The organism is Leptospira adleri (assembly GCF_002811985.1).
GTDB lineage: Bacteria > Spirochaetota > Leptospiria > Leptospirales > Leptospiraceae > Leptospira > Leptospira adleri.
Window position 1 is genome coordinate 32,020 of the sequence record NZ_NPDU01000004.1, and the last position, 17,828, is coordinate 49,847.

Genomic DNA, 17,828 nt, shown 5'->3' on the forward strand with positions numbered 1-17,828 from the left:
CTCCCGAAACGGTTTTCTTTCGATCAGAAGGTTTCCTTGACAAAGTCAGGCGAACAAACTGTCATGAATCCGAATGGCATTTCGAACGGTCTTTTTTTCGATTCTTCTTATTTTTCTTTCCGGATTGGCGACGGCCGCCTATGACCCCGATTTGTTTCAATGGGAAACGCTCGAATGGATCTACGAAAAGCGGACTTTTTTTCTTTTTTCCCTCATCTTTATCGTTTCAGCCATACTCATTTATCTGATCTATTTCAAAGCGAAAAAAGGCATTCTTCATTCCAAAAGTAAGACGGTCGCCCATCTTCAGGAATCGTTAAACGAAGTCGTCCAAGACAACCAATCTCTTTTTTCGTTTCTTAAAACCGCAAAAGACGGTCTCGAAAAACAATTGGAATCCTCAAAGCCGAAATTTCCTCCGGAATTCTATTCTTCCTGCTCCGCGGAATATCAAAAACTCAAGACTGAGTTCGATTCTTCTTCCGAGATTTTCAGCGCCATTCCGTTGGCTCCGGAGGAAGCGGACGATAAGAAGAACGGAAAGAATTTTAGAATTTCCGAATATTCAGATTTGATCAATCGCCACAGAAAACTTTCCAGATCTTTGGAAAAATTACGGGAAGATTTGACCCGTCTCAGAGAGAAGGTTTCAGCCGCATGAACGTTTCACTTATTAAATTCCTATTCGTTTTTTCTTTTGTATTTCTCGGCTGCGCGTCCGCCGTTAAGGAACCGACTCCGACTCAGGGCAAAAATCCGATTCTTCCTTTTTTTACTTTGGGATTGGATCAAGAATCATTAACTTCCGTTGGAAAAAAACGCTGGTCCTTTCGAGTGAAGTCGATTCTTCTTCATCATACGAATTCCCTCAAAGCGGAAGAATATTTAGAGAAGAGTAGATCCTCCGGCTGGATGGTGCATTTTCTAGTTTTGGAAAACGGGGCGGTTTACGGTGTGGAAGATCCGGCCAAAGTTCTTTATAGGGCCGCGCCGGGGATGGACGATTCTGCGATCCACGTTTCTTGGGAAGGTTCCGGAGAATCCATTTTAAAAAACGAATCGCAACTCAAAGCCCTGAGCGATTTGATTCGTAGTCTCTCCAATGAATATTCAATTCCTCTAAACAACTTCGACATCGCTTCCGGAAAAGGCGTCTTTACGCATTCTCAGAGTAAAAAGAAATTCGGAAGATTTATCGATACGGGCGATTGCGGCGGGGAAAAAATTCTTTCCGCGGTGTTTTCCCGCATCCAAGGAAAATTCTATCCTGAAACGGAATGGAAGGATCGTTTTATCCAGGGTTGGGTGATTCGAAAGGAAAAATTCGTCGATGCGACCGGAAAAAAAATCGTTCAGACGTATTCTCACGGACGAGGCGCGACTCCGGCTCCTTCGATCGAACTAAATTCCATCGAGAAGACGACGGAAGGGAAAGCATTCGAAGACAAAAGGCTTCGTTACAATCATCGCGGAACGATCCGACCCGACTGCATCGTATTACACTACACCGCAATTCCCGATTATCAAAAGACTTTGGAAGTATTAGAAAAACGGAATCTATCCGCGACCTTCTTAGCGGATAAGGACGGAAAAATCCATCAGCTTCTCGATTCCATTCTGGACACAGCGGCGGCCGCGACCGGAACGAACGCGAATTGTTTCCAAGTGGAAATCGTTGGCAAGGATACCGAAATGCTTCTTGCAAACAAGGAACAAACCGACGCTGTCGTTCGACTGGTTAAAGAACTTTCTGAAAAATTTAAAATCCCTCTGAGCAACGAAAGAGTGGAATCGCTGAGAGGGGTCTATTCCCATACGCAGGCGAAAAAGAAATGGGGGGGATCGATTCATCTGGACGGAAAAGATTTCGATCCCGGTGAACCGTATATGAAAACAGTTTTAGAACTCGCCGGCGGATCTTTTTTTCCCGAAGAGAATTGGCATGAACGCTTGAGCAACGATTGGATTCTTCTCTTTAGCGCGTTTCAGCCCTGATTTTTTTTGCCATCGGAAAGTCATCATTAGAACCGTTATTTCTTTCTTTCAACTTCCTCCTCCGGCCCCGTTCCTAATTTATAATTAAGGGCCGAAAGGAATGTCTACGATCACACGTTATACAGCATCGATCGGTAAAAAATCCGGTATGTACGACATCGCCTAACAAAATTTTACGGTCGTCCGAATAAATCATTGATCGCAAAATCCCCCCAAATTCTTTCCTTATTAAGAGGGGCGATCCGCCTCTTCCCATTTGTTTGATAAAAAAAATCCTAAGGTCGCATCCTTGGAAGAATTCTTTCAAAAGACGCGACTAACGGATCGGAACTTCGGTTTCAATCACTTCCATCTATGAATCGAACATGATTCGCGAACGTCCATTTGAAACGAGTGATTGAAAAAATATTATAAAGTATCTTCCCGACTCCGGTAACGTTCAGTTCCAAGATCGCTTCCGATTTCGAGCGAAAGATAAAACAGTTAGAATCTATGAAAAAAACCAAGAATCATTTGAAAAAAATATTTCTACTTCTATTCTTTTTAACGGGAATTCAGATCCCCGTCTTTGCGGATTCTCCAGCGCAGGAACTTTCGAAATCCGCGGATCCGATCTGGCTGATCATCTGCGCGGCCTTGGTCTTTTTTATGCAGGCCGGTTTTTTGATGTTGGAAACCGGGCTTTCCCGACTCAAAAACACGATCAACGTCGCCGTCAAAAATTTGATGGATTACATCGTCGGCACCGTTGCCTTTTTTTGCATCGGCTTCGGTCTTATGTTCGGTTATTCGAACGACGGTTGGATCGGAACCAATCATTTCTTTTTAGAAGGGCTTAAATCGGGAAAAGAATTCGCCTTCTTCCTCTTCCAAGTTGCGTTTATGGGAACGGCGGCGACGATCGTTTCCGGAGCCGTCGCGGAACGCATTAAGTTTTCTGCATATTTAGTGGTTTCTGTTTTAGTTTCGGTTTTTATCTATCCCACCTTCGGACACTGGACTTGGGGAGGCGGATGGATCGCCAAACTAGGATTTGTCGACTTTGCCGGTTCCACCGTCGTACATTCCTTAGGCGGTTGGATTTCTCTCGCAGGAGTGATCGTACTCGGGGCGAGAAAAGACAAATTCAAAGAGGACGGTTCTCCTAGAAAAATTCACGGACACAATCTTACGTTTTCGGTCTTGGGAGTTTTTATCCTTTGGTTCGGCTGGTTCGGTTTTAACGGAGGAAGCACTCTTTCTTTTTCGGAAGAAGTTCCTCTGATAATTCTAAATACGAGTCTTGCGGCGAGCGCCGGAGGAATTCTCGCAATTTCCGTTTCTTGGATCTTGTATAAAGTGGCTTCCGTGGAAGATTGTATGAACGGCGTCTTGGGCGGTCTCGTAGCGATCACGGCGGGTTGTCACACTCTCGCTCCTTCGGCCTCTCTTCTTTTGGGAGCGATCGCCGGAATTTCGGTCGTTCTCGCCGCTTGGTTCTTAGAAAAAATTCTGAAACTCGACGACGTGGTCGGAGCGTTTCCCGTTCACGGAGTTTGCGGAATGATCGGCACACTTCTTCTTCCCATTCTATCAGATAATCAAGATATTCGAATATTCCCTCAGTTGATAGGAGTCGTCACTTGTGCGCTTTGGGCCTTCGGACTAGGCTTGTTCCTTTTTTGGATTCTGAAAATTTCGATCGGAATCAGGGTCAGCGGCGACTTCGAGGAAAAAGGTTTAAACATCAGCGAACACGGATCCGGTTCAAGCTGGATCGATCTGATCCATTCTTTAAAAGATCTTTCCAAAGGCGGAGGAGATCTAACGCGCAAAATTCACGTCGATTCCGGAACCGAAGCGGGAGCGATCGCGTTCCTAATGAACCGATATCTTTCGAATCTCGGCGAAATGATCTTCACGATTAAGGAAAAATCGGGTGAACTTGAAAATTCCGCGTCCGAGATCTCGTCCGCTTGGGGACACATGAGTCAGAACATTCAAGAACAAGCCGCGAGTTTGGAAGAGGTTACGGCCATATTCGATTCTTTCCGGGATTCCTTTCAAAAGATCTCCAACTCAGCGACGGAACAAAAAACGATCGAAACGAAAGCGAAAAAAATGTTAAACGAATTGGTCTTAGGTTTTCAACAATTCGATCTGGATTTAAAGGAGAGTTCGGAACGATCGGAACGTTCCGTGAAAAATATAGACCTGAGCACGAAAGAATTGAATCATCTCGAATCCGATATCAACGACATAGGAACTTCCGCTAAAAAAGTGGAGAGCCTCGTTAAATTGTTAAACGACATCTCGGCAAAGCTGGGAATGCTTTCGATCAACGCGTCCATCGAAGCCGCGCGTTCGGGCAGTTCCGGAAAAGGTTTCGGAGTTGTGGCTGAGGAAATCAACAAACTCGCTTCGAGCACGCAGGAGAGCACAAAAAAAGCGTCCGAGGTCTTGGGAGAAATCCAATCGGCCGTGTATCGCGGAAGATCCACTGTTTCAACGACGGTCGACTTTTTTAAAAATCTCACGGAAGAATTTCGAACTCTCGCTCAGACTCAGATCACGATCCGTGAAAAAAGCGCGCACTATTCCAATCTTATAGAAAGTCTGAATCGACTGAACGTTTCCGTCGCGGATCAGAGCGAAATCATCTTGAGCAACATCGTGGATCGGTCGACTGAAATCAAAGGACTTTACGAATCCATCGAATTCGTGAGTATGGCCTTTCACGAAATTTCGGCTCAGTCCGAGGAATTGACCGCCACCGGAGATTTTCTAAAACAGCTCGCTGCGATTCTAAACTCTCTTGTTAGAAACTTTAGAGTAGAAAAAGAAGTGGTTCCGGATCTGATAACGGGATAAAGAATTTTTTTCTTCGTCGGCGATTATTCCTCGTACATTCCGATCGATAAGAATTTACGCTTCTGCTTACTTCGAAAAGTTTATTCAATTTTTTGAATGGTATTTGTTGTCAGAATAGAATGAAACAATGGTCGATTGATCGGATCCAGGAAGCGTGGGAATTGGCTTCCCGTTTGCACGACGGACAAAAATACGGTGGCTCGCAGCCTAACGAAAAAGTGGAATATCTGAATCATATCGGGAGCGTAGTATTGGAGATCTCGAACGCTTTGCAGTTCGATGAGACGATCGACGCGGAATTGACAATGCTTTGTGCGATCCTTCACGATACGATAGAGGATACGGGTCTAAAATACGAGGAAGTGAAAACCAGATTCGGAAAGAACGTCGCGGACGGCGTTTCGGCTCTTTCAAAGGACGAAACCATTCCCGATAAAAAAACGAAAATGATCGACAGCGTCGAAAGAATTAAAAGACAACCGAGAGAAATTTGGATCGTAAAGATGGCGGATCGAATTACGAATCTATTCGCGCCTCCGTTTTATTGGGATAACGAGAAAAAAAGAGCGTATCAAAGAGAAGCTCTTTTCATTTATGAAGAACTGAAAGACGCGGATCCGTTTATAGCGGGAAGGCTAAAAAGAAAAATCGACGAATACGATCGGTTTTTTGAAAATGAGAAAGTTTGATGTCACCGAGAATCTTTTGGATTTCTTCTCTTCGGTTGTTTTTAATTCCAAGTTTGTTTCCCTTTATTTCCTGCATTTGGTTGACTTCGGATACGCAACAAATCCCGCTCAAGGAAAAAATTTTCCAGTCCGGCGAAAGCGTCGTTTATAAACCGATTCTGATCCGAATTTCCGACGGAGATACGCAGATCGTCGGAGATAAAATCGGTTCTCTGGATTGTATGAGTGAAAACGGTCGAGATAAAATTTCGGCCTTCGATATCTACGATAGAAACGAGATGTTCAACGGAAAACCTTCGGATAAACTCCGAACTTTGATCAAAAACGCGGTTCCGAACGTCCTATTCAAATCCGACTATTGTACCACCGTCGAGACCGAGGAACCCGTTCATCTGGACGATGTCCGTTGGAAATTCCAACTCGACAAATACGCGGAGATGCAGAATAAAAAACCGCATCTCTGTCAAAGGATCGGAAAGGAAAATTCAAAAAATATAATACGATCTAAATTTTCGGAAACCTGCGTTCGAATTCCAAAGTACGAACTGATCGTAGATATCAGCCGTAAAGAGGCGGTTCTATTAGCGGAAGGGAAGATTCAATTCAACATAGATCATTCGAACCGAAGTTTAGGCTACGGCTTGGGGTGGATGTTCAATGTCTTTTCGCTCGGTTTTTTAAGTTTGAATTCAAGCGTGTCCGCGAGTTCCACTTTCAAAAATGAACCTATAGGCGAAGACAAATACGCCGCCTACGTTATACGCTATCGAGGAGGAATGGAAAAATCGTTTTGGAACTATTTTATCTGGCCGATCTGGCTGTTCAAGCCCGATGAAAGGATTCGATTTGGAACTCCTTTTTCGGATCCGGATGATACGATCGGACTCGACGACTTCACGCAAGAATCGGCAAGACAAGCATTGGTCGTCGACTTTTTGGAAAACCGTTTGACCAATCGTAAATAGCCTCGCCCGTTCGGCCGTTTATTAAAACGAAAACGATCCGTTATCGATGGAAGACTAGGTCGTATCAAAAATCGGATTCCCGAAAAATGCGGAACCTGAATTCGGAAAATGCCCCGTCTTTTGAACTTCGAGTTCCGAACTCGGAAAAGAAGTATAAAGAATATCGAATGAACTTCGGTCAAGTTCGTAAACTCCTCTATGAATCAAATGCGCCGAGAAAACGAGTAGATCGCCGGGTTTATGCGGAATCCTAATCGAACTCGGCAACTCGTCAAAATTACGCCTTGAGTTTAATTCCAATCTTGTATTTCTTTCCAACTCCGTATCCCAACGCAGATGAGACCCCGGAATAAATTCCATCCCGGGATCGTCTTGAAACGGAATTCTGAAATGCAATACCGCGTCCGTCTTGACGATGTCCTTTTGTTTTTCCTCTTCGACACCCAAGTATTGAACGTCGCGGTGCCAATACGGTTTTTTTAAAGCAGATTGAGGATTGAAGAAAAGCTGAGTATTCAAAAAGAATACCTTAAATTTTACGAGAGACGTCGCGACGGAAACAAGTTTAGGATCGGATATAAACTCAAACAGTCGTTCCCGATCGATAAAGGCGGGCGAAAACTTATCGCTCGTCAAATAGGCGCTGTTTACGTTCTCCGGAAAGTTGTATTCTTCGCGCCAATTTCGATCTGCTTCGAATACGATCTTGGAAACGGATGCAAGTTCATCTTTCGAAAAAAAATTCCTAAAAAGAGTATAACCTTTCTTTGCGAATTCTTCCGAGTAGTGCACGTTTCATGTTGCAAGTCCGCACAGTTTTGTAAATAAGAATCCTAGGAAAATCTAAACTGAGATAGGATCGAATTCAATTCGTTTGCTTGGTGTTGAATTTTCTCCGAGACCATGGAAACCTCGTCCGAATTCGTAGCGATCGCCTGCGATTCGGTCGTGATCAATTGGATCGTATCGGCGATCTGATCCGTGGATAATTTTTGTTCCTTGGTCGCCGTTTCAATCTGCAAAGACTCGGAAGAAACTTTTAAGATCGTGTCAGCGATTCTGTCGATCCGAGTCGTATTATCTTTTACGTTGTTAACGAGATCCACGACCTCTTGTTGATATCGATTCGTATTTTCAATCAACTCCAAAAGGAAAGTAACCACGGTATTCACGTTATTCGAACCTTTGGTCACGGCCTCGTGCGTATTGGAAACAAGTCTTTCGATATCTCTAACGCTTGCGACGGAACGTTCCGCGAGTTTCGAAATTTCCTCGGCGACCACCGCAAATCCTCTTCCTGCTTCACCGGCTCTTGCGGCTTCTATCGCCGCGTTCAAGGACAACAGGTTTGTTTGATCTGAAATACCGGTGATCAACGAAGTAATCGAATTGATCTGTTTCGCCATCTCCCGAATCTCATCGATCGCTTTCGTCGCTTGAAGAATCGTGTCCTTCCCTTCGACGGCGGCCGTTGCCGTCCTTCCTACGGAATCGCTCAAACTCACCAGCTTTTCGCCTGCGAGTCCCATGGACGTTTTCAGTTCTCCGGATCGAACGCTCAGATCCTGCGCGTCCCGGGCTTCCCCTTCGACCGAATGCAAAACGTTTTGTAAGGACGCTGCGATTTCCTCCAGAGCTGCGGAAGACTCTTCGGTGCCGGCGGCTTGCGATTGCGCCGATTGATTCAGGTTTCGTATAGAGTCTGTTAGTTGGTTTACGATCTGATTGGAATTCTGAGCCATTCTCGATAGATTCTGAAACAAAGAGGCGAGGTAATTTAAGAATTCGTTCGCTGTAACCGTGATCTCACCGATTTCATTTTGATAGACCGCGTCGATCTGAATCGTAAGGTCTCGTTCTCCCATCGCCTGTTTCAGTCCGAGGGTGATCTTATGAACCGGATCGATGATGGAACGAATCACTATATAACAAAAAACCGTAGTCGCCAAAAGCAAAATAAACAAACCGGAAAGTGCGAACACGATTCTCAAACGATCCGCCTTCAATCTTTCCTTGAGCAATTCCTGAGTCGTCAGAAGAAGATCCCTTTCAAGAACCTTATATTCTTCCACGAAAGCGATCATACGTTTCAGAAAAACGTCCGGGGTTTCGACGGATTCTCCCGTAAAAGTTTTTTTGCAAAGATCCAAGTTGGATTTTACGTTCTTATCCAAGTTTAGAATTCTTTGTTCGAATTTATTTTTGATGATTCCGTTCTGATCCACGGACCTCTTAAGAAGCGCGCTTACTTCCTTCTGATTACTTTCAATATGATGAATCTTATTCAGAATCTGAATCGCTTCTTTGGAAAAAAAGTCCGGCTTCTTCTGTTCCAGCAATTGATAACCGGTTCCTCGAATGATCGCCAAGTCGCTGATGATGTTTGGAATATACAGAATATTAACCGAAAGGACGTAAAAAGTTTCGGGGTGGGAATCCAGAATCAAATTGGAATCCTGAGCGATGTATTCCTGATATTCCATCAAGGATTTGAAAATCGGTTCGTGGGATTTGAGGACCGCGTTTATATCCAGATCCGAATCCGGAATTTTATGGAGTCCGTTCCATTCCTTCCTCAAAATCGCAAGAAATTCGGGAGAACGTTCCATAAAGCCGATCTCTTTTTCCAAATTCTCCAATTTGATAAGCTGATCCTCCATTGCTTGATTACTTTTTTTTAATACTTCGACGGAAGTTTTACCTTTCATGGAATAAAAGAAATCCTTCCTTCGATCCACGAGTTTGGAATAGAGTTCGATCGCTCCGAAGAAAAAATCGATACCGCCGACTTCTCTCTTCGTAAACTCGCTCTTATCGGAAAATTCTTTGAGAAAGAAAAAACTGGATAAAAGGAGCGGAATGAGAGTGGGAAGAATCACCAAGGTGAGTTTTTTCAGAAGAGAAAGATTGTAGATTTTTTGTATCACGGTTTCAATTCCTTGAAGGAGAAGAGTGGAACCGGTTTTACTTCTTTTTCAAGAAATTATTACCTAAGGAAAGGTAAAAATAAAACGAAGAATTTCGTTCTAATTCGTCCCGAGTTCGTAAATGAATCAGACTTTGCTAAAGTAGAAAATATTACTCTGAACCGAAATTCTAAGTTTAGAATCTTCTAAAAAAGGATGGAAATGTTTTGAAATAAAAAAGGGCGCGTTCGCCGAAACGAAGACGCCCTTTTGCGATGTCGGTTTAAACGGAAATCAAGTATTTCTTACTTCCAGCATACTTCTTAACATCCACGCGGTTTTTTCGTGCACTTCCAATCTTTGTGTTAGAAGGTCGAGAGTTACTTCGTCGCCTCCTTCGTCCGCGACCGGTAGAAGCGATCTCGCGGTTCGAATCACGGTTTCGTGTCCGGAAACAAGATGACGGATCATATCCTCCGCGTTCGGAACTCCGCCTTCTTCGTGAATCGAAGTCAGCTTTCCGAGTTGGTGCGAGGAACTCGGCGCGAAAAAACCCAAAGAGCGGATTCTTTCCGCGATCAGATCGATCGAAAGCCAAAGTTCGTTGTACTGTGTTTGAAACATGAGATGAAGAGTATTGAATTGCGGACCGGTCACATTCCAGTGATAACTGTGAGTTTTAAAGTAAAGAATGTAAGTATCGGCTAAAAGTTTTTGCAATCCTGTGTTGATCGTATCTCGATTTTTTTCGGAAATTCCAATATCAATATTCATTGTCAGATCCCCCTATATCATATTAGACCTAATGCAGGAAAGGACAAGAAAAATCCTCGTGATTCCTTAAATCCAGATCCTACTTTTAGAATGCAGAAATTTTAAAAAATCGGATTTGAATGACAAGTGTTTTTTAAAAGATTTAAGGAGCGGAGAAGTCCGCCCCTTAAGGATTGAGAATTTATTTTTTTCGAGAGTTGTATTCTTTGATCGCCGCGAACACTTCTTCCAGTTCTTCGTTTTTCATATAAGGAAAGAGCGGATAGTTGAGGACGGACGCACAGATTCTTCCGGTGAGATGTTTTTCTCCGAACTTACCTTTGATATAAGGTTTCGCTCCGGGTTGATCGCTCATCGCGCCGGGATAGATGTTTCCGAAACCGATTCCCTTTTCTTTGAGCACTTCCTGAACGTTCGGTCTTTCTTCCGGAGTCGAAAGCGTCACGTTACAGTAACCGTTCTCTTCGTAGTCCTTCGGAGGTTGAATCACTTGAATCCCGAGGTTTGGGAGTATTTCATAATATTTTTGTGCGGCAACTCTGCGCGATTTGATTCTCGCTTCCAGATGTTTGAGACTGATGTTTAGGAATGCGGCCTGAAGAGTGTCCAGTCTCGAATTCCAACCGACGTCGCCGTAGGCGTAATGAGAAATTCTTCCGTGATTGGAAAGCATTCTTACCTTGTTCGCCAATTCTTCGTCGTTCGTAAAAACCGCGCCTCCGTCTCCGGCTCCGCCTAACACCTTCGCGGGATAAAAGGAAGTGGTACTGATCGCAGCGTCCTTATAAAGAGATGCACCTTTGTATTTTACTCCGAAACACTGCGCGCCGTCTTCCAAAAGAGGAATCCCTTTGGATTTGCAGAGTTTGCGAAAGTCTTCGATTCTGGAAGAACCCCAACCGTAGAGGTGAACGATCATCGCAGCCTTCGGTTTCACTTTTTCGACCGCCTTTTCAAATTCGGCGAAATCCATCTGAAGGTCGTCCGGATTCGTATCGACCGTATAAGGATCGGCCCCGACGTTCACGACCGCTTCAAAAGTCGCCCAGAACGTGGAATCTGGAAGTAAAACCGCGTCGCCCTTTCCCACTCCCAAGGCTCTCAACGCCAATTGAAGCGCATCGGTTCCGTTCGCGCAAGCGACGGAAAACTTCGTCTGAGCGTAAGCCGCAAGATTCTTTTCGAGAAGGGAAACTTCCTCTCCTCCGATAAAACTCGCGTTCTTACTCAGAACCTTTACTTTCTCTTCCCATTCTTCCAGTAGTCCCGGTTCAAACCTTTTGATATCGATAAATGGAACGCCCATTAGGCCTCCTACTTTTTTTTAATTTATATTTAAGAATATTCTAAAATACTACTTCTTCTTTTTAACGCCGGTCTTCTTTTTGCGGGAAGAATTCTTCGATGCGGCCTTTTTCTTTTGAACGTCTTTGCGGGGAATGTCGTTCTCGCCGTTCAGCGCGTCTTTCAGAGACGGATTCGTTTTCAGAAGAATTTTTTCGTCGAACATCAATTTGGCGACTTCTTCGAATCGGCTCACAGGAAAAAAGGACATCCCCTTCTTTACGTAATCCGGAATCTCTTCCAGATGCTGAAGATTGTCTTTTGGATAGATGATCTTATGAACTCCGACCCGTTTCGCGGCGACGATCTTTTCCCGAAGACCTCCGATCGCGAGTACCTCGCCCGTAAGAGTGATCTCGCCCGTCATACCGAAACCGGGTTTGACCCGAGTATTCAGAGCGAGGGAAAGAATGGCGGTCGCCATCGTGATACCGGCGGAAGGTCCGTCCTTCGGAGTGGCCCCGTCGGGAACGTGCAAGTGAACGGTTTTTTCCGAGAATAGGTCGTCCCTATGTAAGAAATTTTGAATATAACTCAGAGCGATGCTCGAAGATTCTTCCATCGTTTTTCCGATCATTCCGGTCAGAAGAATTCCGCCTTTCCCTTTGATAAAAAGGGCTTCGATCAAAAGAGTGGCTCCGCCGACCGAGGTCCATGCGAGACCCAGAGCCGTTCCGGGAACGAGAGGTTTGACCATTCTTTCGTCCGTAAATTTCGGAACTCCTAAAAAGGTTTCGAGATCTTTTTCGTGGATCACTTTCGGAAACGGTTCCTTTTTGACGATTCTCATCGCGATCTTGCGGACGAGTTTGTCGGTCACCTTTTCCAAACCCCGGACTCCCGATTCTCGGGAATAAGAATCGATCAGAGCTACGATCGCCTTTTTTTCGAAATCGATTCCGTACGGCGCGACTCCGTTTTTTGCTAGGACTTTTTTCCAGAGATACTTCTGAAAGATCTGAACCTTTTCATCGGTGATATAACCGGAAAGATTGATGATTTCCATCCTATCCAAAAGAATTCTGGAAATGGAATCCAGCGTATTCGCCGTCGCTATAAAAAACACATTAGAAATATCGAATGGAAGATCGAGATAGTGATCCCTGAAATTTTTGTTCTGTTCCGGATCCAGAACTTCCAAAAGCGCGGAGGCGGGATCGCCTTGAATTCCCACTGCGAGTTTGTCGATCTCGTCCAAAAGGATCACACAATCCTTCTCTTTTGTTATGCGAAGAGCGGAGATGATCTTACCGGGCATGGAGCCGATATACGTCCTTCTGTGACCTTTTATCTCGGCTTCGTCCCTCATACCGCCGACGGAAAAACGAAAGAACTTTCTGCCCATCGCCTCCGCGATCGACTTGGCAATCGAAGTTTTTCCGACTCCGGGCGGACCCACGAGAAGAAGAATCGTGCCTTTTTCGTCCGCCTTCAGTTTTTTGACCGCGAGGAATTCTAAAATCCGGTCCTTTACGTCTTCTAGTTTGTAGTGATCCCGATCCAGGGTGCGTTTGGCCTTGTCTAGATCGATTTCTCTGGAGGGAGCGGATTCCCACGGAAGGGATTCCAGGATATCGAGGTAATTTCGGATAACGTTGTAGTCGCCCGTGTTCGGATCGGCATAAGAAAACTTATCCAGTTCTCTCGTGACTTCTTCGACGACTTCCGGATCCGCGTTGATCGACTTGAGGCGTTCCAAAAACTTTTCGTATTTCTTTTCGAACTTATCGTCCTTGATTCCGAGTTCGTTCTGAATCGCCTTGAGTTGTTCCCTGAGAAAAAATTGTCTTTGCTGCTTATCGATCTTGTCTTGGATCTGATCCGAAATTTCCCGTTGGATCGAGACGAGTTCGATCTCTTTTTTGAGAAAGAGAAGAACCTTTTCGATTCTTTCCTTTAAGACGTTGGATTCGATGACGGATTGATACTCTTCTTTTTCGAGGTTGAGAATGGAACAGACGAAGTCCGCCATCTTTCCGGGCTCGTTCACGTTGAGCATCGTGAGTTTCATCTCTTCTGTAAAAAGAGGATTGTTCTGCGCGAGTTCCCGCGTCATCACGAGAAGGGTTCTCATCATCGCCTTGATCGTGTTTTTCGGCGCACCGGGTTCTTCTTCCGGATACGTAACCTTGGCGATCAAAGGATCGTTGCTCGTGTAGGAATTGATTTTAAAACGACGTACAGTGTTGATTAGAATATTGACCGCGCCGTCGGGCAGATGCACTTTCTTTAATATCTTTGCGACGACACCGAACTGATAGATATTTTCGGAAGTTTCCTTTTCGTTCTCTTCGTCCTTGAGAAGGACAAGACCGAGGAAGGAATTTCCTTTGAGGGATTCTTCCACCGCCTTTGCGAATTTCCCGCTGGGAACGATCAGAGGAGTGATGATTCCCGGAAAAACGGGACGCGACTTGATAGGAATCAAAAATAGTTCCGGCGGCAAGATCGAATCCAACGGAACGATCAGGTTCTCCTCGATTCCGGATAAATCCTCTAATGGGTCCAAAAGGTCTCCTATTCCCTAAAAGGTTCCGGCAAATGCCGGATTTGTCCAGGTTCCTACAGAGGAAAGGATTCTCAAATAAAATCCGAGCCGATTTCAATCTAAAATCGTTGAGTAGATGAGACAGACCGTCTCCTTTTTGAGAAAGAACGCGCGAACTTTCACGGGCCCGATCGAAAAAAGGAAAGAAAAAATTAGGATAAGAATGGTGTGAAGAACCGAGGCCGCTTTTTTCAAAGATCATGTCTCTTAACGATTTCAAAAAACAAAAAGGACAAAACTCATCGAATGCGGGAGCGCGATGTACGGATTTACAAAACGCGAGTTTAAAGGATCGGATCCTTCGAAGAAAAAAGTCGAAATCGGAAACGAAAGAAATTCAAATTCACTCCGAAAATTCTTCAATCAATCTAACGTTGAACGTTCCCATCCATCGTATTGTTTTCGATGTATCGGTTGACTTTCCCTGCCGCTTACCTTATAATTGGCCAGTTCAAAAAAACAGAAACGAGAGAAAGGATAGGAGTTCAAGAGATGAATCAAAGAATTCTATGGGCCATGGCATTTTGTCTTATTTTCGCGTCCGGTGCATGCAAGAATAACGACGATAAGGACGAGGATAAGAAGATATTAGGATTGGTCGTGGCGAATTTTCTCTACACACCTTACGAAAAGATCACTCCATCGGCGGGAACCATAACCGTGGCGGGGGCGGGTTATACAAATCGCTCCTACAATCCTTCCTGCACCGGAGCCGAAGGAAATACAACGTTTTCCTTATATAGAAAAAAAGTCGCGACTTCGAATAAGAAACTTTTGATCAACTTTATGGGCGGAGGGGCTTGCTGGAGCGGATACAACTGTTTTGGAAACAGCACGACCACTTACTTCAACGCGCTCAACGCGGTTCCGGATCAGTTCGTAAAGATCGCTTTTCAGGGAGTGATGAACGCGGGTAACGCATCCAATCCGTTCAAAGATTACGACGTGGTTTTTATTCCATATTGTACGGGGGATCTGCATATCGGTTCCAAAGATATGACTTATACAAATCCGAATACGGGAGCCGCGACGGTAATCAAACACCGCGGATACGACAACGTCTTGGCGACGTTAAAATTCATTCAATCCGAATATCCCGGAGTGGAAAACGTATTCGTCACCGGACAAAGCGCAGGAGGATACGGAGCGCTTTTGAATTATCCAATCGTAAGAGAAACGGTGCGCGGCCTCAACGCATCCGTAAAAGTGAATATGCTTTCCGATGCGTCTAACGGAATCGTACCGAACGGATTCTTCGCAAATTTGAGCACGCAGTGGGGAGCGGATCCGAATCTTCCCACTTGGGTGACCGGAATCGCCGCAAACTATCTCACGACGGGAGCTCCTTCCATTCAGGACTTTTTCACAAAAGTGTCCACGTTCTATCCTACGGACAAGACGGGACAGTATGCGGCATTGTTTGACGGGAATCAAAGATTCTTCTATAAGGTGATGAACATCATCAACGCTGCGCCGACGTATTCCGACTCGAAGACGACGGATCCCTATGATTCTTCCAAAACCTATTCGGCGTTATTCGGAGATTCGGACGGAAGTTCGGTTCCTGACGGAACTCCGGCTTCCACGGACGGAGCGACCTGCGGTTGGTCGCAACAGGCCGTAACTTCCATGAACGCGATCTCCGGAGGTGCGACGAATTATTCCTACTACGTCGCTCCGGGGGACGTTCATACGATTACGACCTCGGAGGATATGTACGGAGTCAGCGCGGGCGGAACGAATTTTGTGACCTGGCTTACGACCCTCGCTTCTGGAACAAAACCTGGGAACGCGAAGTGTTCGAACAACGGAGGAAGTTGTGTGAACTCCAACTTCAACAAAAGCAGGATCAATCTCGCGCTCGGAGTGGCGACATCCGACGCGTCTTATGCGAGCGCAAAGGATCTACTCACGACCTGCGGAACGATTACGGGGCTCTAAGAAAAAATCGAATTCCGAAAAAGTATTTTAAATATTTGGAATACGATTTTTGGCGGCGGACGGGCTCTCCGCTTCAGTCAAGTTATTGAATCGCTTTTTAGAAAACGAAGATCTAAAGATTGAGCAATAACTTGACTCCGCATCGATCCCTGCCGCGCTGAAAACGAAATCCGAAACCAAAAAACATTAAATATCCTTAATAATCAAATCCATCGCTCGGATAAAGACCTTTCGGATATCGTCGCGGGCTTCTTCGGAGGGAAGGACCTTGTGATTCCAGATTTTAAGTCCGAAACGGATGAAAAAGTTATCCAGGAATTCGGATTCGATATGAGTTTTCATGAGCGTCTTTCCGGAATCTCGGTTCCAGGAAAGGGAAACTTTGGTTCCTTTTTCTCCGTTGGCGTGCACGAGCGTTTCGGTGAATTCGTGGATGATCGATTCTAAATTCCCAGGAATGACAAGGTTGATCGCCCAAGTCGGAATTACGTAGGAAAAACCTCCCGAGACGTCGAACTTTTCGATCTTGACGATCTTAAAGGAAAGAGAAGCGTTTTCCGGATGATTTACAAAAAGGCCCGAAAGAAGGATTTCCGGATTTTCGAGCAAAAGACCGTAGAGATTCGCTTCCACCGCTACCTTCACTTGGAACGGGAAATGATTCAAGGAGGAGACCGCAAAAGAATCCTCCGGAAATAAATTTCCTTTCGAATCATAGGGAAGAATTTTTCCGTGTTTGGTGATAAACTTAAAGGATATATCGGGCGTTTTAGAGTTGAGGCGAATTTCGGCGAGAGTTTTTCCTTTCGGATTCTCCAATCGAATATAAACCCAGCCCAGATATTTGATGGAATCCAGATAATCCCCCAATTCCTCGTAGTCGTCCGAAATATTTCTGGAAATGGAGCCTTTAAAATTGAATTTAGTGATCGCCCCTTCTCCGTTAGTCGCCTTGTCTTCGCTTAAGACCAGAAGAGATTCCAAGCCGAAGTAGTAGTTTAAGAATTTTGCCAGATCCGGAAACGATTTGGACAAGTCGTTTAACACTTTTCGAGCTTCCGGATCATTCACTTTTTTGAATATAAGCGAGGCCGGCGCGTCGATATGTCTAACGTTCTGAGGATCCAAAAATTTGAGCGAGGATTCCATCGCCGTAACCGCGTGTTTGTGGGTAAAAGGACCCAAATGAGTGGTCAGATCCAAATTCCCGGAATAGGAAGTTCCGCTAAAAAGAGGTTTCGGGTTATGTTTCAAATCGAATTCGGCGCTGAAATCTCCGAACGAAGAAACCGAAATCGTCTTCATCCGTTTGTCTTCCAGGCTGATCTTATAACCATCCGACGAAAATTTGCCCTTGTAACTCACCCAATGAGTTCCGTCCTCTTCCTTCTGAAGAAACTCCGAATGATAAAGTTTTTTCAACTCGAACTTCTCCAGAGAGGCCTCGATATAATTATGAAATTCTAATGCTCTTCCGTCATACTGGACCTTTTTTGCCGCCCCTCTCAAAAGTCCGAGAAACTGTTTGGAAAGTTCTCTGCCGTCCGGTCCGATCGAATGCGGAATATCCTTGAGGGAGAACGCACCTAAGACCGGCAATACGAGAAGAATGGAAAAGAGGACGAGGCCCGGAAGAACGAGTTTTCGAATTTGAGTTTTCACAAAATCACCTTTAAATAACAACCGATATATATTACGGAAGAATTCTTCCCACCGTAGATCCTGATTTTTAAAAAGCAAGATTTTTATAACGATCGCTACAATAAAGGCATCGGCCGTGAACCCGAAAAAAGAAGGAGTTCCTACTTTTCAGAAA

The 17,828-nt window shown here is 44.9% G+C and carries 12 protein-coding genes; 6 read left to right on the plus strand and 6 right to left on the minus strand.

What is annotated here, in order from left to right; genetic code table 11:
* The first annotated feature begins 73 nt into the window (after nt 1-73).
* The 5 genes from CH376_RS02465 (at nt 74) to CH376_RS02485 (ending at nt 6,499) form a co-directional block, all read left to right on the plus strand.
* Nucleotides 74-661, plus strand: coding sequence for a hypothetical protein (locus tag CH376_RS02465; protein WP_100786653.1), 588 nt, complete (start codon nt 74-76; stop codon nt 659-661).
* Nucleotides 658-1,995 (plus strand): peptidoglycan recognition protein family protein, encoded by a 1,338-nt coding sequence (locus CH376_RS02470; protein WP_100786654.1) that lies wholly within the window; start codon nt 658-660, stop codon nt 1,993-1,995. The genes CH376_RS02465 and CH376_RS02470 overlap by 4 nt, the downstream gene beginning before the upstream one ends.
* Before the next feature lie 492 nt (nt 1,996-2,487).
* A complete protein-coding gene (gene amt / locus CH376_RS02475) occupies nt 2,488-4,845 on the plus strand; it encodes an ammonium transporter (RefSeq protein ID WP_100786655.1) in 2,358 nt (785 codons plus the stop codon).
* 119 nt (nt 4,846-4,964) lie between these two features.
* Nucleotides 4,965-5,534 carry an HD domain-containing protein gene (locus CH376_RS02480; protein ID WP_100786656.1) on the plus strand — a complete coding sequence of 190 codons (570 nt, stop codon included), beginning with the start codon at nt 4,965-4,967 and terminating at the stop codon, nt 5,532-5,534.
* Entirely contained in the window at nt 5,534-6,499 is a 966-nt protein-coding gene (locus CH376_RS02485; protein ID WP_100786657.1) for a hypothetical protein, read from the plus strand. Before CH376_RS02480 ends, CH376_RS02485 begins: the two co-directional genes overlap by 1 nt.
* Nucleotides 6,500-6,553: 54 nt before the next feature.
* Here CH376_RS02485 and CH376_RS02490 read toward each other — a convergent pair whose 3' ends face one another.
* From CH376_RS02490 to lon, 5 genes are all read right to left on the minus strand, one after another.
* Nucleotides 6,554-7,291 carry a phytanoyl-CoA dioxygenase family protein gene (locus CH376_RS02490; protein ID WP_100786658.1) on the minus strand — a complete coding sequence of 246 codons (738 nt, stop codon included), beginning with the start codon at nt 7,289-7,291 and terminating at the stop codon, nt 6,554-6,556.
* 41 nt (nt 7,292-7,332) lie between these two features.
* Nucleotides 7,333-9,426, minus strand: a complete 2,094-nt coding sequence (locus CH376_RS02495) for a methyl-accepting chemotaxis protein (RefSeq protein ID WP_100786659.1) — start codon at nt 9,424-9,426, stop codon at nt 7,333-7,335.
* A gap of 273 nt (nt 9,427-9,699) precedes the next feature.
* Nucleotides 9,700-10,179, minus strand: a complete 480-nt coding sequence (locus CH376_RS02505) for a Dps family protein (protein WP_100786661.1) — start codon at nt 10,177-10,179, stop codon at nt 9,700-9,702.
* Nucleotides 10,180-10,360: 181 nt separating this feature from the next.
* Nucleotides 10,361-11,485, minus strand: coding sequence for a DegT/DnrJ/EryC1/StrS aminotransferase family protein (locus tag CH376_RS02510; RefSeq protein WP_100786662.1), 1,125 nt, complete (start codon nt 11,483-11,485; stop codon nt 10,361-10,363).
* A 48-nt stretch (nt 11,486-11,533) separates the two neighbouring features.
* Complete coding sequence (gene lon / locus CH376_RS02515; protein ID WP_100786663.1) at nt 11,534-14,032, minus strand: endopeptidase La; 2,499 nt, start codon at nt 14,030-14,032, stop codon at nt 11,534-11,536.
* 531 nt (nt 14,033-14,563) lie between these two features.
* Between lon and CH376_RS02520 the strand changes: the two genes are divergently transcribed.
* Nucleotides 14,564-16,012: a pectin acetylesterase-family hydrolase gene (locus CH376_RS02520; protein WP_100786664.1), complete on the plus strand. Its 1,449-nt coding sequence runs from the start codon at nt 14,564-14,566 to the stop codon at nt 16,010-16,012.
* Nucleotides 16,013-16,198: 186 nt separating this feature from the next.
* On the opposite strand, the gene CH376_RS02525 is transcribed toward CH376_RS02520, so the two are convergent.
* Nucleotides 16,199-17,674 (minus strand): hypothetical protein, encoded by a 1,476-nt coding sequence (locus CH376_RS02525; RefSeq protein WP_243394776.1) that lies wholly within the window; start codon nt 17,672-17,674, stop codon nt 16,199-16,201.
* Nucleotides 17,675-17,828 lie beyond the last annotated feature (154 nt).

What these genes read in the sequence shown, in the direction of transcription:
- CH376_RS02465 (WP_100786653.1), top strand. Translation starts at nt 74, where the DNA reads ATGGCATTTCGAACGGTCTTTTTTTCGATTCTTCTTATTTTTCTTTCC.
- CH376_RS02470 (WP_100786654.1), top strand. Translation starts at nt 658, where the DNA reads ATGAACGTTTCACTTATTAAATTCCTATTCGTTTTTTCTTTTGTATTT.
- amt (WP_100786655.1), top strand. Translation starts at nt 2,488, where the DNA reads ATGAAAAAAACCAAGAATCATTTGAAAAAAATATTTCTACTTCTATTC.
- CH376_RS02480 (WP_100786656.1), top strand. Translation starts at nt 4,965, where the DNA reads ATGAAACAATGGTCGATTGATCGGATCCAGGAAGCGTGGGAATTGGCT.
- CH376_RS02485 (WP_100786657.1), top strand. Translation starts at nt 5,534, where the DNA reads ATGTCACCGAGAATCTTTTGGATTTCTTCTCTTCGGTTGTTTTTAATT.
- CH376_RS02505 (WP_100786661.1), bottom strand. Translation starts at nt 10,179, where the DNA reads ATGAATATTGATATTGGAATTTCCGAAAAAAATCGAGATACGATCAAC.
- CH376_RS02510 (WP_100786662.1), bottom strand. Translation starts at nt 11,485, where the DNA reads ATGGGCGTTCCATTTATCGATATCAAAAGGTTTGAACCGGGACTACTG.
- CH376_RS02520 (WP_100786664.1), top strand. Translation starts at nt 14,564, where the DNA reads ATGAATCAAAGAATTCTATGGGCCATGGCATTTTGTCTTATTTTCGCG.